Consider the following 17850-nt stretch of genomic DNA (forward strand, 5'->3'; position numbering starts at 1 on the left):
ATCGAATAGCCGTTGCAGTCCATCGCCCCCGACAAGCGCAAGGACCACCCGCCATGTTCGATATCCGCGACTACCCTCAGGCCCTGGCCGTCAGCCAGTCCGCCGCCCTCACTGACGACGATTACCGCCGCCTCTACCGCCAATCGGTGGAAGACCCCGATACCTTCTGGGCCGAACAGGCCAAACGCCTGGACTGGATAAAACCCTGGTCGAGCGTGCAACAGTGCGACCTCAAAACCGGCCAGGCACGCTGGTTCGACGGTGGCCAGTTGAACGTGAGCTACAACTGCATCGACCGCCATCTGGCCACGCGCGGTGAACAGACTGCCCTGCTCTGGGAGGGCGACGACCCGCAAGACGCCAAAGCCATCACCTACCGCGAACTGCACCGCCACGTCTGCCGCTTGGCCAACGCCCTGAAGGCACGCGGTGTGAAAAAAGGCGACCGGGTGTGTATCTACATGCCGATGATTCCCGAGGCCGCCTTCGCCATGCTCGCCTGCACCCGGCTGGGCGCCGTGCACTCGGTGGTGTTCGGCGGCTTCTCGCCCGATGCCCTGCGTGACCGCATCCTCGATGCCGACTGCCATACCGTGATCACCGCCGATGAAGGCATCCGCGGTGGCAAGCGCATTCCACTGAAGCTGAACGTCGACAAGGCCCTGGCCAGTTGCCCGAATGTCAGCAGCGTATTCGTTGTCCGGCGGACGGGGGGTGATGTGGCCTGGAGCGAGGGCCGCGACCTCTGGTATCACCAGGTGACGGAACACGCTGGCGACGACTGCCCACCTGAACCGATGGCAGCCGAAGACCCACTGTTCATCCTCTACACCTCCGGCAGCACCGGCAAACCCAAGGGCGTCCTGCACACCACTGCCGGCTACCTGCTGCAGGCCACCATGACCTTCAAGGTGGTGTTCGATTACCACGAGGGCGAAGTGTTCTGGTGCACCGCCGATGTAGGCTGGGTCACCGGCCACAGCTACATTGTCTATGGCCCGCTGGCCAACGGCGCGATTTCGCTGATGTTCGAAGGCGTACCCAATTACCCCGACACCTCGCGCTTCTGGCAGGTGGTCGACAAGCATCAGGTCAACATCTTCTACACCGCGCCAACGGCCTTGCGCGCCCTGATGCGCGAAGGCTCCGGGCCACTCCAGAGCACCTCGCGCAAAAGCCTGCGCCTGCTCGGCAGCGTCGGCGAACCGATCAACCCGGAAGCGTGGGAATGGTACTTCGAAGAAGTCGGCCAAAAGCGCTGCCCGATCGTCGATACCTGGTGGCAGACCGAAACCGGCGGCATCATGCTCACGCCCCTGCCCAGCACGCTACGGCTCAAACCGGGCTGCGCGACCCAACCGATGTTCGGCGTACAGCCGGTGCTACTGGATGAAAAAGGCACCCCCATTGAAGGCCCTGGCGCTGGCGTGCTGGCCATCAAGGCCAGCTGGCCCGGGCAGATTCGCAGCGTCTATGGTGACCATCAGCGCATGGTCGAAACCTATTTCAAACCCATGCCCGGCTACTACTTCACTGGCGACGGCGCACGCCGCGATGCCGACGGCGACTACTGGATCACCGGGCGCATCGACGACGTGATCAACGTCTCCGGCCACCGCATCGGCACCGCCGAAGTGGAAAGCGCGCTGGTGTTGCACGACAGCGTCGCCGAGGCCGCGGTGGTCGGCTACCCCCATGACCTCAAGGGCCAGGGAGTGTATGCCTTCGTCACCCCCATGAACGGCGTCGACCCAAGCGACGCGCTCAAGGCCGAACTGCTGGCCTTGGTCAGCAAGGAAATCGGCAGCTTCGCCAAACCGGAACTGATCCAGTGGGCACCGGCGCTGCCCAAAACCCGCTCGGGCAAGATCATGCGGCGTATACTGCGCAAAATCGCCTGCAACGAGCTGGAAAACCTGGGCGATACCTCGACCCTGGCCGACCCGAGTGTGGTTCAGGGCTTGATCGACAAACGCCTCAACCACTAGCTGGCGGCCCCTTTCATGGCCGCCCTGAACGACAGGTCGCCATGGAAGCCCTTCGCCGCCGCATCGAAACCCAGGTCATGAGCCTTACCGGGCTGGCCCTCGGCCAGCTCGACCTGGAAACGCCCAAGGGCGACCCTGGGCTGTTTGGCCCGCAGAGCATCAGCTGGCAAGTGCACGGCGATTTCCCAAGCATGCTGGTCGGCGGTATCAGTGCCCTCATGCTGCAACTGCTGCACCCGCTGGCGTTGGCCGGCGTGTGGGACCATTCGAACTTTCGCCAAGACCTGCTCGGCCGCTTGCGTCGCACCAGCCAGTTCATCTCCGGCACCACCTTTGGCTCGACCCGCGACGCCGAGTGGCTGATCGAAAAAGTCCGCACCATCCACCTGCAAGTCACTGGCACTGCCGCCGATGGCCGCCCCTATGCCGCCAGCGACCCGGGGCTGCTGACCTGGGTGCATGTGGCCGAAGTCAGCAGCTTCCTCGCGGCCCACCTGCGTTACCGCAACCCGCACCTGCCCCGCGCCGAGCAGGATGCCTACTACAACGAGATTGCCCTGATCGCCGAACGCCTGGGCGCGCGCGATGTGCCGCGCTCCTGCCAGCAGGTCGAGGACTACCTGAGGCACATGCGCCCGCAGCTGCAGTGCGATGCCCGCAGCCATGAGGTGGTCGACATCCTGCTTGCCGCCCCAGCACCCAGCCGCCTGGCACAACCTGTCGGCAAGCTCATGCTGAACGCCGGCATCGACCTGCTGCCCGACTGGGCCCAGGCCATGCTCGGGTTGCAGCACGGGCCATTGCAGCGGCGCCTGATCCGCCTCGGCCTGCAACGCACTGCGCCGGTTTTGCGCTGGGCCATGCGCGATGGTTCGGCGCACCGAGCGAAACGGCGCATGGGTATCGAATGAGGCGAATCGGTCGCCTCAGCGGAACTGATTTAACCTGCCATACTCCAAGCACTCCTGCTTAGACAGACGAAGCGACACATGTACAAAGGATTGATTCGCGCCCTCGGCGCCATGGTGGCTCTCGTAGCCCTCTACAGCCTGCTCGGCTTCCTCATTCTCCCCGGTGTCGCACTGCGCATTGCCAATCAGCAATTGGCGCAATATGCCACCGTGCCTGCTCACCTGCAGCGCATTGAGCTCAACCCCTTCAGCCTCGAACTGACGCTGTGGGGCCTGCAAATTGGCGAACCAGGCAAGGAACAGGTCGGCTTCGAGCGGCTCTATGCCAACCTTGCGCTCGACAGCGTGTGGAATGGCGCAGTGCACCTGACGGCGGTAGAGCTCGACAAACCGCGCAGCGAAGTGCTGTTCGCCAAGGGCGGGCAGCTCAACCTGACCCAGTTGTTCAAGCTGCCGCCCAGCGAAGCCAAGCCCGAGCAGCCGCCCAGCGACCCATTCCCGCTGCGCATCGGCAGCATCAAGCTCAAGGAAGGTTACCTGCACTTCCAGGACGAGCGCCCGAGCGAGCCGATCGAGTTTCTGTACGACAACATGAACCTGGAGCTGAAAAACCTCAGCACGCTCCCGGACGACAATGCTGACATGACGCTGGTAGCGAAGGGCCCATACGGCGGGCAGATCGACTGGAGTGGCACTATCAGCCTTTCGCCCATTGCTTCCGAAGGCACCTTGAAGGTCACCGACGGCAAGATGAAGGCGTTCTGGCCGTATGTGCGTGACGCCGTGCCACTGGTGCTGGAAGAAGGCGTCATCAGCCTCGACACTCATTACACCTTCAACCTGTCCAAAGAGACCGAGCTGCTGCTGGACAACACCTCGGTAAAAGTGGCGCCGTTCGCCATCAAGGCTCCGGATGGCCGCCAGCTGGTACGCCTGGCCAACCTGGAGGTCAGTGACACCTCTATCGACCTGGCCAAGCAAAAAGTCATCGTCGGCAAGATTCGCAGCGACAAGCTCGAAACCTGGGCCGCGTTGGAAAAAGACGGCCAGCTCGACTGGCAGAAGCTGTTCGCCAGCCAACCGGCCAAGGCCACGCCGAAAGAAAAAGCCGAGCCCGCCGCCGCCGAACCTACGCCTGCAGAAAAAGCCGCCCAAGCGCCGAGCAAGCCGTGGCAAGTGCTGCTCAAGGACGTCCAGCTGCGCAACTACAACGTGCACCTGGCAGACCGTAGCCAGAAAGAACCGGTGGCACTGGATGTCGGCCCGCTCAATGTCGACCTGCAAGGCTTCGACAGCCTCAACCAGTCGCCTTTCACGCTCAAACTCGACACCGGTGTGGGCAAACAAGGCAAATTGCAGGCTGCCGGCCAAGTGAATCTGGCGCCTGTCTGGGCCAAGCTGGATGTCAGCACACGTGACATCGACCTGCGTGTGGCCCAGGCCTACATCAGCCCGTTCATTCTGCTGGAGCTTCGCAGCGGCATGCTTGCCAGCGACCTCAAGGTCGACCTGAAAAGCACCGAGCCACTGGCCTTCAACGTCACCGGCAAGGCCCAGGTCAACCAGTTGCATACCCTCGACACGATCAAGAGCCGCGACTTCGTGAAATGGCAGCAGGTGAACGTCGATGGCCTGTCCTATGTGCACGGTGATGCCCTGTCGATCGACAAGGTGACCTTGCTGCAGCCCTATGCCCGCTTCATCATCAACGAAGACCGCACCACCAACGTCAACGACCTGCTAATCCCGCAGCCGGCCGATGCGCCGGCAGCCAAGGCCGCGAAACCGGCCAGCAGCGACAAGCCGTTGGGCATCCATATTGGCCAGATCGACATCAATGACGGCTCGGCCAACTTCGCCGACCTGTCCCTTACGCCCAACTTCGCCACCGCCGTGCAGCAACTCAACGGCCAGATCGGCACCATCGACAACCGCAAGCCGAACCCGGCCAAGGTGGACATCAAGGGCAAGGTCGACCGCTATGCGCCGGTCACCATCAAAGGCGCGCTCAACCCGTTCAACCCGCTGGCCAGCCTGGATATCGCCACCAGTTTCAAGCGGGTCGAGCTGACCACGCTGACGCCCTACTCCGGCAAGTTTGCGGGCTTCCGTATCCGCAAGGGGCGGCTCAACCTCGACCTGCATTACTTGATCACCAACGGCCAGCTCAAGGCCGAGAACAAAGTGGTGGTCGAGCAACTGCAGTTGGGCGAGAAGGTCGACAGCCCAGATGCCGTGGACCTGCCGATCCGCCTGGCGGTCGCGCTGCTCAAGGACACCGAGGGCAAGATTTCCATCGAGTTGCCGGTGACCGGTGACCTCAACAACCCGCAGTTCAGCGTCATGCCGATCGTCTGGCAAACCCTGCGCAACCTGGTGCTGCGCGCGGCCCAGGCACCCTTCAAGTTTATCGGCGGGCTGATTGCTGGCGGGGGTTCCGAAGACCTTGGCACTGTCGCGTTCGCCCCGGGCTCGAGTGAGCTCACGGGCGATGCCCAGTCCTCCCTGGACAAACTGGCCTCGGCGCTCAAAGAGCGCCCGGAACTGCGTCTGGAAATCGAAGGCACCAGTGCGCAGACCAGCGACGGCCCGCTGATCGCCCAGCAGCGCCTGGATCGCGAATACCAGGCCACCTGGTATAAGATCCTGCAACGTCGTGGCGACAAAGTGCCTGCCAATGCTTCGATGCTGGTGGTCGACGACAGCGACAAGCCGGCGATGCTCGAAGGCATCTACCGCACCCGCCTGAAGCAGCAACCACCGGCCGAGTGGGAACAGCTTGGCCGCGACGAGCGCACTGCCAAGCTGCGCGAGGCGGTGATCAAGTCCTGGGCCGAAAGTGCCGCGTTGCTACGCACGCTGGGCCAGGAGCGGGCCAGCAGCATCAAGGACTACCTGGTGGACAAAGGCAAGCTGGAAGATGACCGGGTGTACTTCATCGACACGACCCTGGGCAAGGCCGAGAGTGATGGCCGGGTAATTACACCGATGCATCTGGATGCCGAATGAGCCAGTGCTGGCCCCTTCGCGGGCAAACCCGCTCCCACAGGATCTGCGCTAGATTTGGAGGCTACACAGTTCGGGTGGGAGCGGGTTTACCCGCGAAGAGGCCAGTACAGTCAACCCAAGGCCATGCATTCAAACCAGCCGCTGCCCCGACACTGCCGGGTGATACAGCGGTTGCACCTTGTTCCCCGCCGGGTCCAGCAAATGGAAGCTGCGCGCCCCGTCACCGTGGTTGAACGGGCGGTCCAGCAGGGTCACCCCGTGCGCCTTGAAGTACTGATACCAAGCCTCCAGCTCCTCCACGCTGTCGACGATGAAGCCGTAGTGATCGAGCGTCTGCAAGCCATTAGCGGCCCCGGCGCCGCGCCCCAATGACAGGTTGTCGTTACCGCAAGTCAGGTAGACCAGGTCTTCATTGGCGCGGTTGAGCACCTCCATGCCCAGCACGTCGACGTAAAAGCGCTCGCACTCCTCAAGGTTGGGTACCAACAAGGCAATGTGGCGCAAGCCGTTCAAGCGACCAGGGCGTTCAGGCAATTCAGACATTGGCGCGACTCCATTTTTGTATACAATTCACATGAGAATGTAAAACAAAAGGAGTGCCATGTGTATAGCCTGTTTATCAAGACACGCGTGAAGCCCGGTTGCGCCGAGGCTTTTCTAACGGCCATCAAGGTCAATGCCGCTGCATCAGTGGCCAACGAGCCAGGTTGCCTGGTGTTCGACGTATCCCAGGACCGCCTAGACCCCGAGGTCATCTACCTCTACGAGATCTACCAGGACGACGCCGCCTATGAAGCACACACCCAGACGGCACACTTTCGCGACAGCCGCCCACTGGTTGAGCCGCTGATCGCCGAGCAGGACTGCTTCGAAAGCGATGTAATCGCCCGCAACCCGGGCTTTTGAAGCAGCCAAAGAAAAGCCCCGGCAGGTTGCCGAGGCTTTTTGTGTTGGTGGCCAAATCCTTTTGGCCGACGGGACGTCCCTTATTCGGACTTCAGGCCATCAGCCGAAACGGCCTGAACACCTTTGATCTTCTTGGCGATGGCAACTGCCATCTCTTTCTGCGAATCAGTCACTGCCACATCGGAAGACAGCGAAACGACACCCTTGTTGGTTTCAACCTTGATATCGCTGCCAGGTACACCTTTCTCGGTCATCAGGTCAGCCTTCACCTTGGTGGTGATCCAAGTATCGGAAGTCGCTTCCGTGGCTTTGGTCATCTCACCGGCCGCCAGCGTCATAGGGGCCTGGGTGGACTGTTGGGCAAATGCCGCATTAGCCATGGTCAGGGTCAGAGCGGTAGCAGTAGCGGCAGCAATGGCGAACTTCTTCATGTGAGTCACTCCTGTTTTTCGAAAGGTCTGCGCCGTTGTTCCTGGCTGCAGGTATGAAGGTAGTTGCATGTGCTGTGCCAGCTTTTTCGTTTCGATTAAATGCTTATAGATCAATGACTTAGCATTTTCATCCAATTGCATGAGTCGTGCATTTTGCAACCTGCGAGGTAAACCTGCGTGCAAGATGCAACTGTACAAAAGGTTCCCGTCAGGCGAAAAAAAAGAGCCCCGAAGGGCTCTTTTTCTATTGCGCGTCAGTCGCTTAGACGCCGGAGGCCTTGGCCGCGGCAACGTCTTTGATCGACAGCTTGATACGGCCGCGGTTGTCCACGTCCAATACCAGCACTTCGACTTCCTGACCTTCTTTCAGAATGTCGGTGACTTTCTCGACGCGAGCATCGCTCAGCATGGAGATATGCACCAGGCCATCTTTGCCAGGCAGGATGTTGACGAAGGCACCGAAGTCAACGATGCGCTCGACCTTACCCACATAGATCTTGCCGATTTCGGCCTCGGCAGTGATGCCCAGGATGCGCTGACGGGCTGCTTCAGCTGCTTCCTTGGTTTCGCCGAAGATCTTGATCGAGCCGTCGTCTTCGATGTCGATCGAAGCCTTGGTCTCTTCGCAGATGGCGCGAATGGTGGCGCCGCCTTTGCCGATGACGTCACGGATCTTGTCGGTGTCGATCTTCATCGCGATCATGGTCGGAGCGTTGGCCGACAGTTCGGTACGCGACTGGCCGATGATCTGGTTCATCTGACCGAGGATGTTCAGGCGCGCTTCCAGGGCTTGGCCCAGGGCGATTTCCATGATCTCTTCGGTGATGCCGTTGATCTTGATGTCCATCTGCAGTGCAGTAACGCCTTTGGCGGTACCGGCAACCTTGAAGTCCATGTCGCCCAGGTGGTCTTCGTCACCCAGGATGTCGGTCAGGACCGCGAATTTCTCGCCTTCCTTGACCAGGCCCATGGCGATACCGGCAACCGGCGCCTTCATCGGCACACCGGCGTCCATCAGTGCCAGGGAAGCACCGCAGACCGAAGCCATCGAGCTGGAACCGTTGGACTCGGTGATTTCCGAAACCACACGGATGGTGTACGGGAACACGTCAGCGGCAGGCAGCATGGCCTGGACCGAGCGACGGGCCAGACGGCCGTGGCCGATTTCGCGACGGCCAGCACCGCCCATACGACCACACTCGCCAACCGAGAACGGCGGGAAGTTGTAGTGCAGCATGAAGGGGTCTTTCTTCTCGCCTTCGAGAGTGTCCAGCAGCTGGGCGTCACGTGCAGTACCCAGGGTCGCAACGACCAGGGCCTGGGTTTCGCCACGGGTGAACAGCGCCGAACCGTGAGTCTTCGGCAGGACGCCGACTTCGATGTTCAGCGGGCGAACGGTCTTGGTGTCACGGCCATCGATACGCGGCTTGCCGTTGACGATGTTCTCGCGAACGGTGCGGTATTCGATTTCGCCGAAGATTTCTTTGACTTCGGAAGCCGATGGCTGGCCTTCTTCACCGGAGAACTTGGCGATCGCCTGATCGCGCAGCTCGCCCAGGCGCGCGTAGCGGTCGGCCTTGACGGTGATGGTGTAGCCCTGCGAAACAGCCTCGCCGAATTCAGCGCGGATGGCGTTGAACAGCTCGGTGTTGGCAACGGCAGGTTTCCAGTCCCAGGTCGGCTTGGCAGCTTCGGCGGCCAGCTCTTTGACAGCCTGGATAACAGCCTGGAATTCGTCGTGGGCGAACAGAACAGCGCCCAACATCTGGTCTTCGGTCAGCTCTTGGGCTTCCGATTCAACCATCAGAACGGCGTCGGAGGTACCGGCAACGACCATGTCCAGGCTCGAGGCAGCCAGTTGCTCGTAGGTCGGGTTCAGCAGGTAGCCGGTGCTTTCGTGGAAAGCAACGCGGGCGGCGCCGATCGGGCCTTCGAACGGAATGCCGGAGATTGCCAGGGCAGCCGAGGTACCGATCATCGCAGCGATGTCCGGATCGGTCTTCTTGCTGGTGGAAACCACGGTGCAGACGACCTGGACTTCGTTCATGAAGCCTTCAGGGAACAGCGGACGGATCGGACGGTCGATCAGGCGCGAGGTCAGGGTCTCTTTCTCGGAAGGACGGCCTTCACGCTTGAAGAAACCACCTGGGATCTTGCCGGCGGCGTAGGTCTTTTCCTGGTAGTGGACCGACAGAGGGAAGAAACCCTTGCCTGGATCGGCTTGCTTGGCACCGACCACGGTCACCAGTACGGTGACGTCGTTGTCTACAGTGACCAGCACTGCGCCGGTGGCCTGACGGGCAATACGGCCCGTTTCGAGAGTAACGGTCGATTGACCGAACTGGAATGTCTTGATTACCGGGTTCACGGTTTCCTACCTTTTCAGTGGCTCTTGGGGGAACTGGTTTCTTGCGAATTCTTGGGCAGAACGGGGAATCGGCCCCATTGACCGTCCAGATACAACACGAGGCTGGGAGCCTGGCCGAAGCGCGGAAAATCGCACAACGTAACCAGGCTGCCAGCCTCGGAGATACGCATGGCGCGCCCAAAGACAACGCTGCCAGGCAGCGTTGCCAATGCATGAGACGCCATGCACACCACTGACCAGGCCGCTATTAGCGACGCAGGCCCAGGCGACCGATCAGGGCGCTGTAACGAGTGGTGTCTTTGCCCTTCAGGTAGTCCAGCAGCTTACGACGCTGGTTAACCATACGGATCAGGCCACGACGCGAGTGGTGGTCTTTACCGTTGGCCTTGAAGTGGCCTTGCAGCTTGTTGATGTTCGCGGTCAGCAGAGCAACCTGAACTTCCGGGCTACCAGTGTCGCCAGCTGCTTGCTGGAAGTCGGTAACGATTTGAGCTTTTTCTTCAACGCTGAGGGCCATTTGGCTTCTCCTGATAACGGATCCCGCGAACGGGGTCCAATAGGCCAGGGACAAATCCCTGTATTAATAAGAAAGGTGTGACCGTGCCTACTGACAGCCACCCTTGATTCCGTAGGGTTCAGCCGAAGCCTCGCCCTGCGGTTTCGGTCATTCCGACCGAATCAACCGACGTGGCGCAATGCGCCCGTCTTCACTCACTTCACCGATACCGATGAAGCGCGCGTTGTGATCTTGCACCCGGACCATGCCAAACTGCGGCGCATCCGGCGCGCGTACTGCCTGCCCATGCAGCCAGTAGAACGCACTGTGTTCAGACAGGCTGACCATTGGCCAGTCCTGCAACCCGCTGTCGGAAGGCATCAGGAAGCGATCAAGCGCTTCGTTGCCGCCTTCGGCATGGGCCTGTTCGAGTGCTTCGAGGGTCACCGTCTGTGCCAGTGCGAAGGGCCCGGCCTGGGTCCTGCGCAACTCTGCGACATAGGCGCCACAGCCAAGGGCTTCGCCGATATCCTCCACCAGGGTGCGGATATAGGTGCCTTTGCTGCATCCTACACTGAGCCGTGCACGGGTGCCTTCGCACTCGAGCAACTCCAAGCGGTTAATAGTAACAGAACGCGCCTCGCGCTCCACTACCTCTCCAGCACGTGCCAGTTTGTACAGCGGCTGGCCATCGCGCTTGAGTGCCGAGTACATCGGCGGTATCTGGCTGATCGGGCCGCGAAAACGTGGCAGCAGGGCCTCGATGTCGGCACGACCAACGGTCACCTCACGGGTCTGCAAAACCTCGCCTTCAGCATCGGCAGTATTGGTAGTCTGCCCCATCTGCATGACGGTTTCGTAGCCCTTGTCGGAATCGAGCAAGTACTGCGAAAACTTGGTCGCCTCACCGAAGCACAGTGGCAGCACGCCGGTGGCCAACGGATCGAGGCTGCCAGTGTGGCCAGCCTTCTCCGCATTGAGCAACCAGCGGACCTTCTGCAGTGCCGCGTTGGAGGTAAAGCCGAGCGGCTTGTCGAGCAGGATGATGCCGCTGACGTTGCGGCGAATACGTTTGACCTGGGCCACCGCTTACTCCTTGGTGTCCAGCTCGTCGGTATCCTTGTGCAGGCGGTCTTCGGCCACTGCACGCTCGATCAGCGCCGACAGGTGTACACCGCGGCTTACGCTTTCATCGAAGTGGAAATGCAGCTGGGGGACGCTGCGCAGTTGCATCGAACGCCCCAGGTGCAGACGCAGGAAGCTGGCAGCGCTGTTCAGCGCCTTCAGCGACTGCTTCACGGCGTCTGGCGTTTCCTCGCCCATGACGGTGATGTACACCTTGGCATGGCCCAGGTCGCGGCTGACGTCCACGGCAGTGATGGTCACCAGACCCACACGTGGGTCCTTGACTTCGCGGCGGATCAGTTCAGCCAGCTCGCGCTGCATCTGATCACCGATACGTTGGGTACGGCTATATTCTTTGGCCATTCTTGCTACCTGTAACTTAAAGCGGCAAACGCCCGGTCAGGCTGATGCCTGACCGGGCGCTACCTATAAAGGCGCCGCCAACCGCCCTGTAGCGGGGGCTTGCGGCAAGCTCGCCCTTAGAGGGTACGAGCCACCTGGACTTTCTCGAAGACTTCGATCTTGTCGCCGACCTTGACGTCGTTGTAGCTCTTGACGCCAATACCGCACTCCATGCCCGAACGTACTTCGGCAGCGTCGTCCTTGAAGCGACGCAGCGATTCCAGCTCGCCTTCGAAGATCACAACGTCTTCGCGCAGTACGCGGATCGGACGGTTGCGGTACACGGTACCTTCGATGACCATACAGCCAGCGATGGCGCCGAACTTCGGCGAACGGAACACGTCACGTACTTCGGCGACACCCAGGATGTTCTCGCGAACATCGCTGCCGAGCATGCCGGTCAGGGCTTTCTTGACGTCTTCGATGATGTCGTAGATCACGTTGTAGTAACGCATATCCAGACCTTCCTGCTCGACGATCTTGCGCGCACCGGCATCGGCACGCACGTTGAAGCCGAACAGCACCGCGTTGGACGCCAGCGCCAGGTTGGCGTCGCTCTCGGTGATACCACCTACGCCGCCACCGATCACACGAACCTGAACTTCGTCGTTGCCCAGGCCGCCGAGCGAACCCTGCAGTGCTTCCAGGGAACCACGTACGTCGGTCTTGAGGACGATGTTGAGGGTCTTCTTCTCTTCTTGACCCATGGTCTCGAAGATGTTTTCCAGCTTGCCAGCGTGAGCACGGGCCAGCTTGACCTCGCGGTACTTGCCTTGACGGAACAGGGCAACTTCGCGGGCTTTCTTCTCGTCAGCCACCACCGACAGCTCGTCACCGGCTTCCGGGGTACCGTCCAGGCCAAGGATCTCGACCGGGATCGACGGGCCAGCTTCCTTCACAGGCTTGCCGTTCTCGTCGAGCATGGCACGTACGCGGCCATAGTTGGAGCCGCACAGGACCATGTCGCCCTGACGCAGCGTACCGTCCTGAACCAGGATGGTCGCCACTGGGCCGCGGCCCTTGTCCAGGCGCGATTCGACGACGACACCACGACCTGGAGCGGTCGGGGTAGCGGTCAGTTCGAGGATCTCGGCCTGCAACAGAACGGCTTCGAGCAGTTCGTCAACACCGGTACCCATCTTGGCCGAAACCTTGACGAACGGCGTGTCACCACCCCAGTCCTCGGAGGTCACGCCTTCGACGGACAGCTCGTTGCGAATGCGGTCGAGGTCAGCACCTGGCTTGTCGATCTTGTTCACTGCGACAACCAGTGGGACGCCAGCAGCCTTGGCATGCTGAACGGCTTCACGGGTTTGCGGCATCACGCCGTCGTCCGCCGCCACCACCAGGATGACGATGTCGGTCGCCTTGGCACCACGAGCACGCATCTGAGTGAACGCAGCGTGGCCCGGGGTATCGAGGAAGGTGACCATGCCGCGGTCGGTTTCCACGTGGTAGGCGCCGATGTGCTGGGTGATACCGCCGGCTTCGCCAGCAGCAACCTTGGCACGACGGATGTAGTCGAGCAGCGAGGTCTTACCGTGGTCAACGTGGCCCATGACGGTAACGACCGGGGCACGCGATTCGGTTTGGCCTTCGAACTTCAGCGATTCGGCCAGGGAGTCTTCCAGGGCGGTATCGCTGACCAGGGTCACCTTGTGGCCCAGCTCTTCTGCGATCAGCTGAGCGGTTTCCTGGTCGAGCACCTGGTTGATGGTAACCGGGGTGCCCATCTTGAACATGAACTTGACCACTTCGGCGCCCTTGACGGACATCTGGTTGGCCAGTTCCGAGACCGTGATGGTCTCGCCGATGGTCACGTCACGGATGACGGGGCCGGTCGGGTTCTGGAAGCCGTGAGCATTACGCTTCTTCAGCTTGCCCTTGCCACCACGACCACGACGAGCGCCATCGCTCTCTTCGTCGGTGGTACGCGGAGCAGCACGCGGAGTCGGCGCCTTTTCCTTTTCCTTGACCTTGACCTTGATCGACACACGAGGCGCTTCGCCACGACGACGGTCGTCATCGCGAGTGCGGCTTTCGTTGCGACGGGTCTCGTCTTTTTTGCGTTCGGCGGCACGTGCGGCGGCATCTTCCGATGCAGGTGCGTCAGCGACTACAGGTGCCGGGGCAGGTGCAGCAGCGCTAGCAGCGGCAGCCGGTTTGGCAGCTGGGGCCGCAGGGGCGGCATCAGCGTGACGACGGGCCTGCTCTTCGTTGCGCTGGCGAACTTCGGCGTCAACCTTGTCGCGCGCAGCGTTTTCGGCCGCACGGCGCTCTTCTTGCTCGCGTTTTTGCTCAGCCTGAATTTCTTCCGGGCTGCGCTGAACGAATACTTTCTTCTTGCGTACTTCTACGCTGATGCTTTTGCTACCGGCGACACGCAGCGTGCTGGTGGTCTTGCGCTGCAAGGTAATCTTGCGCGGCTCTTCCGCCTTGCTCTTGTGGCTGCTTTTCAAATGAGTCAGCAGGGTCTGCTTCTCATTGTCGGTCACTACCTGACCGGCGTCGGTGTGCGGCAGACCTGCCTCACGCATCTGCTGCAGCAGGCGCTCTACCGGTGCCTCGACCTCTTGGGCCAGTTCTTTCACCGTGACTTGCGTCATGCACTTCTCTCCTCAGGCCGCGCCTAATTACTCGAACCAGTGGGCTCGGGCGGCCATGATCAACTTGCCGGCACGCTCTTCGTCGATGCCGTCGATGTCGAGCAGGTCGTCAATCGACTGCTCGGCCAGGTCTTCGCGGTTAACCACGCCGCGCACCGCCAGTTCCGCCGCCAGGTCCTTGTCCATGCCCTCAAGGGAGAGCAGGTCTTCGGCCGGATGGGCGTCTGCCAGTTTTTCTTCGGTAGCGATGGCCTTGGTCAACAAACGGTCCTTGGCTCGAGCGCGGAGCTCATTGACGATTTCTTCGTCAAAGCCATCGATGTTGAGCATTTCTTCCAACGGTACGTAGGCAATTTCTTCGAGGCTGGTAAAGCCTTCGTCGACCAGCACTTGGGCCAGCTCCTCGTCGACTTCCAGTTCATCGATGAAATTGCGCAGGATGTCACCGGTTTCTGCTTGCTGCTTGGCCTGGATGTCCTTTTCGGTCATCACGTTCAAGGTCCAGCCGGTCAACTGACTGGCCAAACGAACGTTCTGACCGCCACGACCAATGGCCTGGGCAAGGTTGTCTTCGGCGACGGCGATGTCCATGGCATGGGCATCCTCGTCAACGATAATCGCCGCGACTTCAGCCGGCGACATAGCGTTGATGACGAACTGCGCCGGGTTATCGTCCCAGAGGACGATATCCACACGCTCACCACCCAACTCTCCGGATACGGCTTGGACGCGCGAACCGCGCATGCCGATACAGGCACCTTGCGGGTCGATACGCTTGTCCTTGGAGCGGACGGCGATCTTGGCTCGCGACCCCGGATCACGGGATGCAGCCATGACTTCAATGAGACCCTCGGCAATTTCCGGCACTTCGATGCGGAACAGTTCGATCAGCATCTGTGGCGCAGTGCGCGACAGGATCAGCTGAGGGCCACGGTTTTCAGTGCGGATTTCCTTGAGCAGTGCACGCAGGCGCACACCTACACGGAAAGTCTCGCGGGGAATGATGTCTTCGCGAGCCAACAAGGCCTCGGCGTTGTTGCCCAGGTCAACGATGACGTTGTCGCGGGTAACTTTTTTGACGGTACCGGAGATGATCTCACCCACGCGTTCGCGGTAGGCATCGACCACCTGGGCGCGCTCGGCCTCACGGACCTTCTGCACGATGACCTGCTTGGCGGTCTGGGCGGCGATACGACCGAACTCGATAGACTCGATCTTCTCCTCGATCACGTCACCGACCTTGGCTTCAGGGTGGGTCTCGTGAATCTTGCTCAACCAGGTCTCGATCGCCGGATCATCAAGATCGGCTTCATCGACCACGGTCCAGCGACGGAAGGTCTCGTAGCTACCGGTGTGGCGGTTGATTTCCACACGCAGGTCGACTTCGTCCTCAAAACGTTTTTTGGTTGCAGTGGCCAGGGCCACTTCCAGCGCTTCGAAAATGACGCCGGGCGGTACACCTTTTTCGTTGGATACCGATTCAACAACCAGCAGTACTTCTTTGCTCATCGTACGCCTCGCCTTGCGCAAGCCATTGGGCCCGGATAGTCCGCCGGGCCCGGCACGTCTCAGTCAAAACTGGGAATAATATTGGCCTTGTCGATCGAGTCGATCGGCAACAGGAACTCTTGATTGTCCACCTGGACCACCACATCCTGCTCCTCCACACCGCGGAGAAGGCCCTGGAAGTTACGACGACCCTCGAAGGGTGAGCGCAGCTTGATCTTCACTTGTTCGCCGGCATGCGAGGCAAACTGTTCCAGAGTGAACAGCGGGCGATCCATGCCTGGAGACGACACTTCAAGGGTATATTCACTGCTGATCGGATCTTCCACATCAAGAATGGCGCTGGCCTGACGGCTGACCGCTTCGCAGTCGTCAACCAGGATCCCGTCTTCCTTATCGATGTAGATGCGCAGTACCGAATGCTTACCCTGGGAAACGTACTCGATCCCCCAGCACTGATAGCCCAGACCCTCGACAACCGGGGCCAACAAGGCCTGCAACTGTTCTAGCTTGCTCGACACCTGAACCCCCTCGTGCATGCTGTGCAAATAAAAAATGGGCGAAGCGCCCATCCCTGAAAGCGCCGTTGGACAACGACGCCGAAAACTGTTCGGCTAGCAAAAAGCCCCTGAAAAGGGGCTCCGCTGAAGCTGGTTGCGGGGGCTGGATTTGAACCAACGACCTTCGGGTTATGAGCCCGACGAGCTACCAAGCTGCTCCACCCCGCGACAAAGCTGGGGCGAAAGTATAAGACTGAACCCAGTGCTGGGTCAATCCGACCTCCACCTACAAGAAAGCCCGCATAAAGCGGGCTCTCTTGCTTCAATTGGTACCGAGAAGGGGACTCGAACCCCTACACCCTATGGGCACAACCACCTCAAGGTTGCGTGTCTACCAATTCCACCACCTCGGCAATACTACATTTGAAACCCGTTACTTCTGCTCTTCTGCCGGAGGAGGTACATCACCCGTTGTAGGGGCGGTTTCGCTCTTCTGCTGTTGGAGCACCGGTACATCATCATTTACTGCCGGCTTCTGCTCTTTCACTTCCAATACTGCTGGATCTGGAAGGCCCGCCTGGTTCAGCTTGTGAGCTTGTTCCTTGGCGAAGTATCCTAACCCAAGTGCTGTCAAAAAGAAAGTGGCAGCGAGTATTGCAGTGAATTTACTTAGGAAGGTTGCAGAACCTTGGCTTCCGAACACAGTGTTTGAGGCCCCTGCGCCGAAAGATGCACCTGCTTCCGCACCTTTACCCTGTTGTAACAGTACCAGCACTACTAGCGACAGCGCTGCCAACAGATGAAAAACAACGATGACTGTTTCCAGCATTTGTTCAGTTTCCTGCGGCGCGACAAATTGCACCGAATTCGTCTGCGTTCAGGGACGCTCCACCAATGAGCCCCCCATCGATATCCGGCATGCCGAACAGTTCGGCCGCATTGGCCGCCTTCACGCTGCCGCCGTAGAGCAGCTGCACCTTCGCAGCCACTTCAGCATCTTCTGCCGCCAGCTGACTACGGATGGCGGCGTGCACATCCTGAGCCTGCTGTGGCGTGGCCGTTAAGCCAGTGCCGATGGCCCATACAGGCTCATAAGCAATTACTGCATTGGCAAAAGCCTTAACACCGAACGCTTCGATGATACTGCTTAGTTGACGCCCGACAACTTCGAGTGTCTTGCCAGCCTCGCGCTCTTCAAGGGTTTCCCCTATGCACAGCACCGGCTTCAAACCTTTAGCCTGTGCGGCTGCAAACTTGCGGTTAAGCACTTCGTCGGTTTCACCAATGATCTGGCGACGCTCCGAATGCCCAACCAACACCAACTTGCAGCCCACTTCGGCCAGCTGTTCCGGACAAACTTCGCCGGTCAGCGCACCCTGTTCGGGTTGTACAGCAGAATTCTGTGCGCCGACAGTTATTTCTTTACCTGCCAGGCCATCAATCACTTGATTGATGAACAAGGCCGGCGGAAACACCGCGACTTCCACTCCGCTCGGCAGGGCGAGATTGCTCAAGCCCTCGGTCAGCTCAGCGACGCTGGCGCGGGTACCGTGCATCTTCCAGTTACCAGCTACCATAGGGCGACGCATGCTTTACCTCGTC

15 protein-coding genes and 2 tRNA genes are annotated in these 17850 nt (G+C 60.3%); 4 read left to right on the forward strand and 13 right to left on the reverse strand.

Annotated elements, in window-relative coordinates; all coding sequences use genetic code 11:
* Positions 1-53 precede the first annotated feature (53 nt).
* The 3 genes from acs to MFF34_RS16490 all read left to right on the forward strand — a co-directional run bounded on the left by acs (position 54) and on the right by MFF34_RS16490 (position 5908).
* A complete protein-coding gene (gene acs / locus MFF34_RS16480) occupies positions 54-1988 on the forward strand; it encodes an acetate--CoA ligase (RefSeq protein WP_238215298.1) in 1935 nt (644 codons plus the stop codon).
* A gap of 41 nt (positions 1989-2029) precedes the next feature.
* Positions 2030-2899 (forward strand): oxygenase MpaB family protein, encoded by an 870-nt coding sequence (locus MFF34_RS16485; protein ID WP_238215300.1) that lies wholly within the window; start codon positions 2030-2032, stop codon positions 2897-2899.
* Positions 2900-2977: 78 nt separating this feature from the next.
* The gene (locus tag MFF34_RS16490) at positions 2978-5908 is read left to right on the forward strand and encodes a DUF748 domain-containing protein (protein ID WP_238215302.1); all 2931 of its coding nucleotides are present in this window, start codon (positions 2978-2980) and stop codon (positions 5906-5908) included.
* A 129-nt stretch (positions 5909-6037) separates the two neighbouring features.
* Here MFF34_RS16490 and MFF34_RS16495 read toward each other — a convergent pair whose 3' ends face one another.
* Entirely contained in the window at positions 6038-6451 is a 414-nt protein-coding gene (locus tag MFF34_RS16495; protein ID WP_027595018.1) for a VOC family protein, read from the reverse strand.
* A 60-nt stretch (positions 6452-6511) separates the two neighbouring features.
* Between MFF34_RS16495 and MFF34_RS16500 the strand changes: the two genes are divergently transcribed.
* On the forward strand, positions 6512-6814 hold the full coding sequence (locus tag MFF34_RS16500) for a putative quinol monooxygenase (RefSeq protein ID WP_027595019.1): 303 nt from the start codon (positions 6512-6514) through the stop codon (positions 6812-6814).
* An 80-nt stretch (positions 6815-6894) separates the two neighbouring features.
* Here the strand turns inward: MFF34_RS16500 and MFF34_RS16505 are convergent, their stop codons facing one another.
* The 12 genes from MFF34_RS16505 to tpiA form a co-directional block, all read right to left on the reverse strand.
* A complete protein-coding gene (locus MFF34_RS16505; RefSeq protein ID WP_238215364.1) occupies positions 6895-7245 on the reverse strand; it encodes a BON domain-containing protein in 351 nt (116 codons plus the stop codon).
* A 262-nt stretch (positions 7246-7507) separates the two neighbouring features.
* The gene (gene pnp, locus MFF34_RS16510) at positions 7508-9613 is read right to left on the reverse strand and encodes a polyribonucleotide nucleotidyltransferase (RefSeq protein WP_027595020.1); all 2106 of its coding nucleotides are present in this window, start codon (positions 9611-9613) and stop codon (positions 7508-7510) included.
* Positions 9614-9860: 247 nt separating this feature from the next.
* On the reverse strand, positions 9861-10130 hold the full coding sequence (rpsO, locus tag MFF34_RS16515; RefSeq protein ID WP_012274241.1) for a 30S ribosomal protein S15: 270 nt from the start codon (positions 10128-10130) through the stop codon (positions 9861-9863).
* Positions 10131-10277: 147 nt separating this feature from the next.
* Positions 10278-11195 carry a tRNA pseudouridine(55) synthase TruB gene (gene truB / locus MFF34_RS16520; protein ID WP_027595021.1) on the reverse strand — a complete coding sequence of 306 codons (918 nt, stop codon included), beginning with the start codon at positions 11193-11195 and terminating at the stop codon, positions 10278-10280.
* A 3-nt stretch (positions 11196-11198) separates the two neighbouring features.
* The gene (gene rbfA, locus MFF34_RS16525) at positions 11199-11597 is read right to left on the reverse strand and encodes a 30S ribosome-binding factor RbfA (RefSeq protein WP_027595022.1); all 399 of its coding nucleotides are present in this window, start codon (positions 11595-11597) and stop codon (positions 11199-11201) included.
* 116 nt (positions 11598-11713) lie between these two features.
* Positions 11714-14242 (reverse strand): translation initiation factor IF-2, encoded by a 2529-nt coding sequence (gene infB / locus MFF34_RS16530; protein ID WP_027595023.1) that lies wholly within the window; start codon positions 14240-14242, stop codon positions 11714-11716.
* A 27-nt stretch (positions 14243-14269) separates the two neighbouring features.
* Entirely contained in the window at positions 14270-15751 is a 1482-nt protein-coding gene (gene nusA, locus MFF34_RS16535; RefSeq protein WP_238215304.1) for a transcription termination factor NusA, read from the reverse strand.
* 59 nt (positions 15752-15810) lie between these two features.
* Positions 15811-16269 (reverse strand): ribosome maturation factor RimP, encoded by a 459-nt coding sequence (gene rimP / locus MFF34_RS16540; RefSeq protein WP_033694237.1) that lies wholly within the window; start codon positions 16267-16269, stop codon positions 15811-15813.
* Positions 16270-16399: 130 nt separating this feature from the next.
* Positions 16400-16476: transfer RNA gene (locus MFF34_RS16545), tRNA-Met, on the reverse strand.
* A gap of 99 nt (positions 16477-16575) precedes the next feature.
* Positions 16576-16661 (reverse strand) — tRNA-Leu (locus MFF34_RS16550).
* Positions 16662-16681: 20 nt separating this feature from the next.
* On the reverse strand, positions 16682-17077 hold the full coding sequence (gene secG, locus MFF34_RS16555) for a preprotein translocase subunit SecG (RefSeq protein WP_238215306.1): 396 nt from the start codon (positions 17075-17077) through the stop codon (positions 16682-16684).
* A 4-nt stretch (positions 17078-17081) separates the two neighbouring features.
* The gene (gene tpiA, locus MFF34_RS16560; protein ID WP_027595027.1) at positions 17082-17837 is read right to left on the reverse strand and encodes a triose-phosphate isomerase; all 756 of its coding nucleotides are present in this window, start codon (positions 17835-17837) and stop codon (positions 17082-17084) included.
* Positions 17838-17850: the final 13 nt, after the last annotated feature.

The organism is Pseudomonas sp. PAGU 2196, assembly GCF_022179005.1.
GTDB classification, from domain to species: domain Bacteria; phylum Pseudomonadota; class Gammaproteobacteria; order Pseudomonadales; family Pseudomonadaceae; genus Aquipseudomonas; species Aquipseudomonas kermanshahensis.

What these genes read in the sequence shown, in the direction of transcription:
- acs (WP_238215298.1), top strand. Translation starts at nt 54, where the DNA reads ATGTTCGATATCCGCGACTACCCTCAGGCCCTGGCCGTCAGCCAGTCC.
- tpiA (WP_027595027.1), bottom strand. Translation starts at nt 17,837, where the DNA reads ATGCGTCGCCCTATGGTAGCTGGTAACTGGAAGATGCACGGTACCCGC.
- nusA (WP_238215304.1), bottom strand. Translation starts at nt 15,751, where the DNA reads ATGAGCAAAGAAGTACTGCTGGTTGTTGAATCGGTATCCAACGAAAAA.
- rbfA (WP_027595022.1), bottom strand. Translation starts at nt 11,597, where the DNA reads ATGGCCAAAGAATATAGCCGTACCCAACGTATCGGTGATCAGATGCAG.
- MFF34_RS16490 (WP_238215302.1), top strand. Translation starts at nt 2,978, where the DNA reads ATGTACAAAGGATTGATTCGCGCCCTCGGCGCCATGGTGGCTCTCGTA.
- infB (WP_027595023.1), bottom strand. Translation starts at nt 14,242, where the DNA reads ATGACGCAAGTCACGGTGAAAGAACTGGCCCAAGAGGTCGAGGCACCG.
- MFF34_RS16505 (WP_238215364.1), bottom strand. Translation starts at nt 7,245, where the DNA reads ATGAAGAAGTTCGCCATTGCTGCCGCTACTGCTACCGCTCTGACCCTG.
- MFF34_RS16485 (WP_238215300.1), top strand. Translation starts at nt 2,030, where the DNA reads ATGGAAGCCCTTCGCCGCCGCATCGAAACCCAGGTCATGAGCCTTACC.
- rpsO (WP_012274241.1), bottom strand. Translation starts at nt 10,130, where the DNA reads ATGGCCCTCAGCGTTGAAGAAAAAGCTCAAATCGTTACCGACTTCCAG.
- secG (WP_238215306.1), bottom strand. Translation starts at nt 17,077, where the DNA reads ATGCTGGAAACAGTCATCGTTGTTTTTCATCTGTTGGCAGCGCTGTCG.
- MFF34_RS16495 (WP_027595018.1), bottom strand. Translation starts at nt 6,451, where the DNA reads ATGTCTGAATTGCCTGAACGCCCTGGTCGCTTGAACGGCTTGCGCCAC.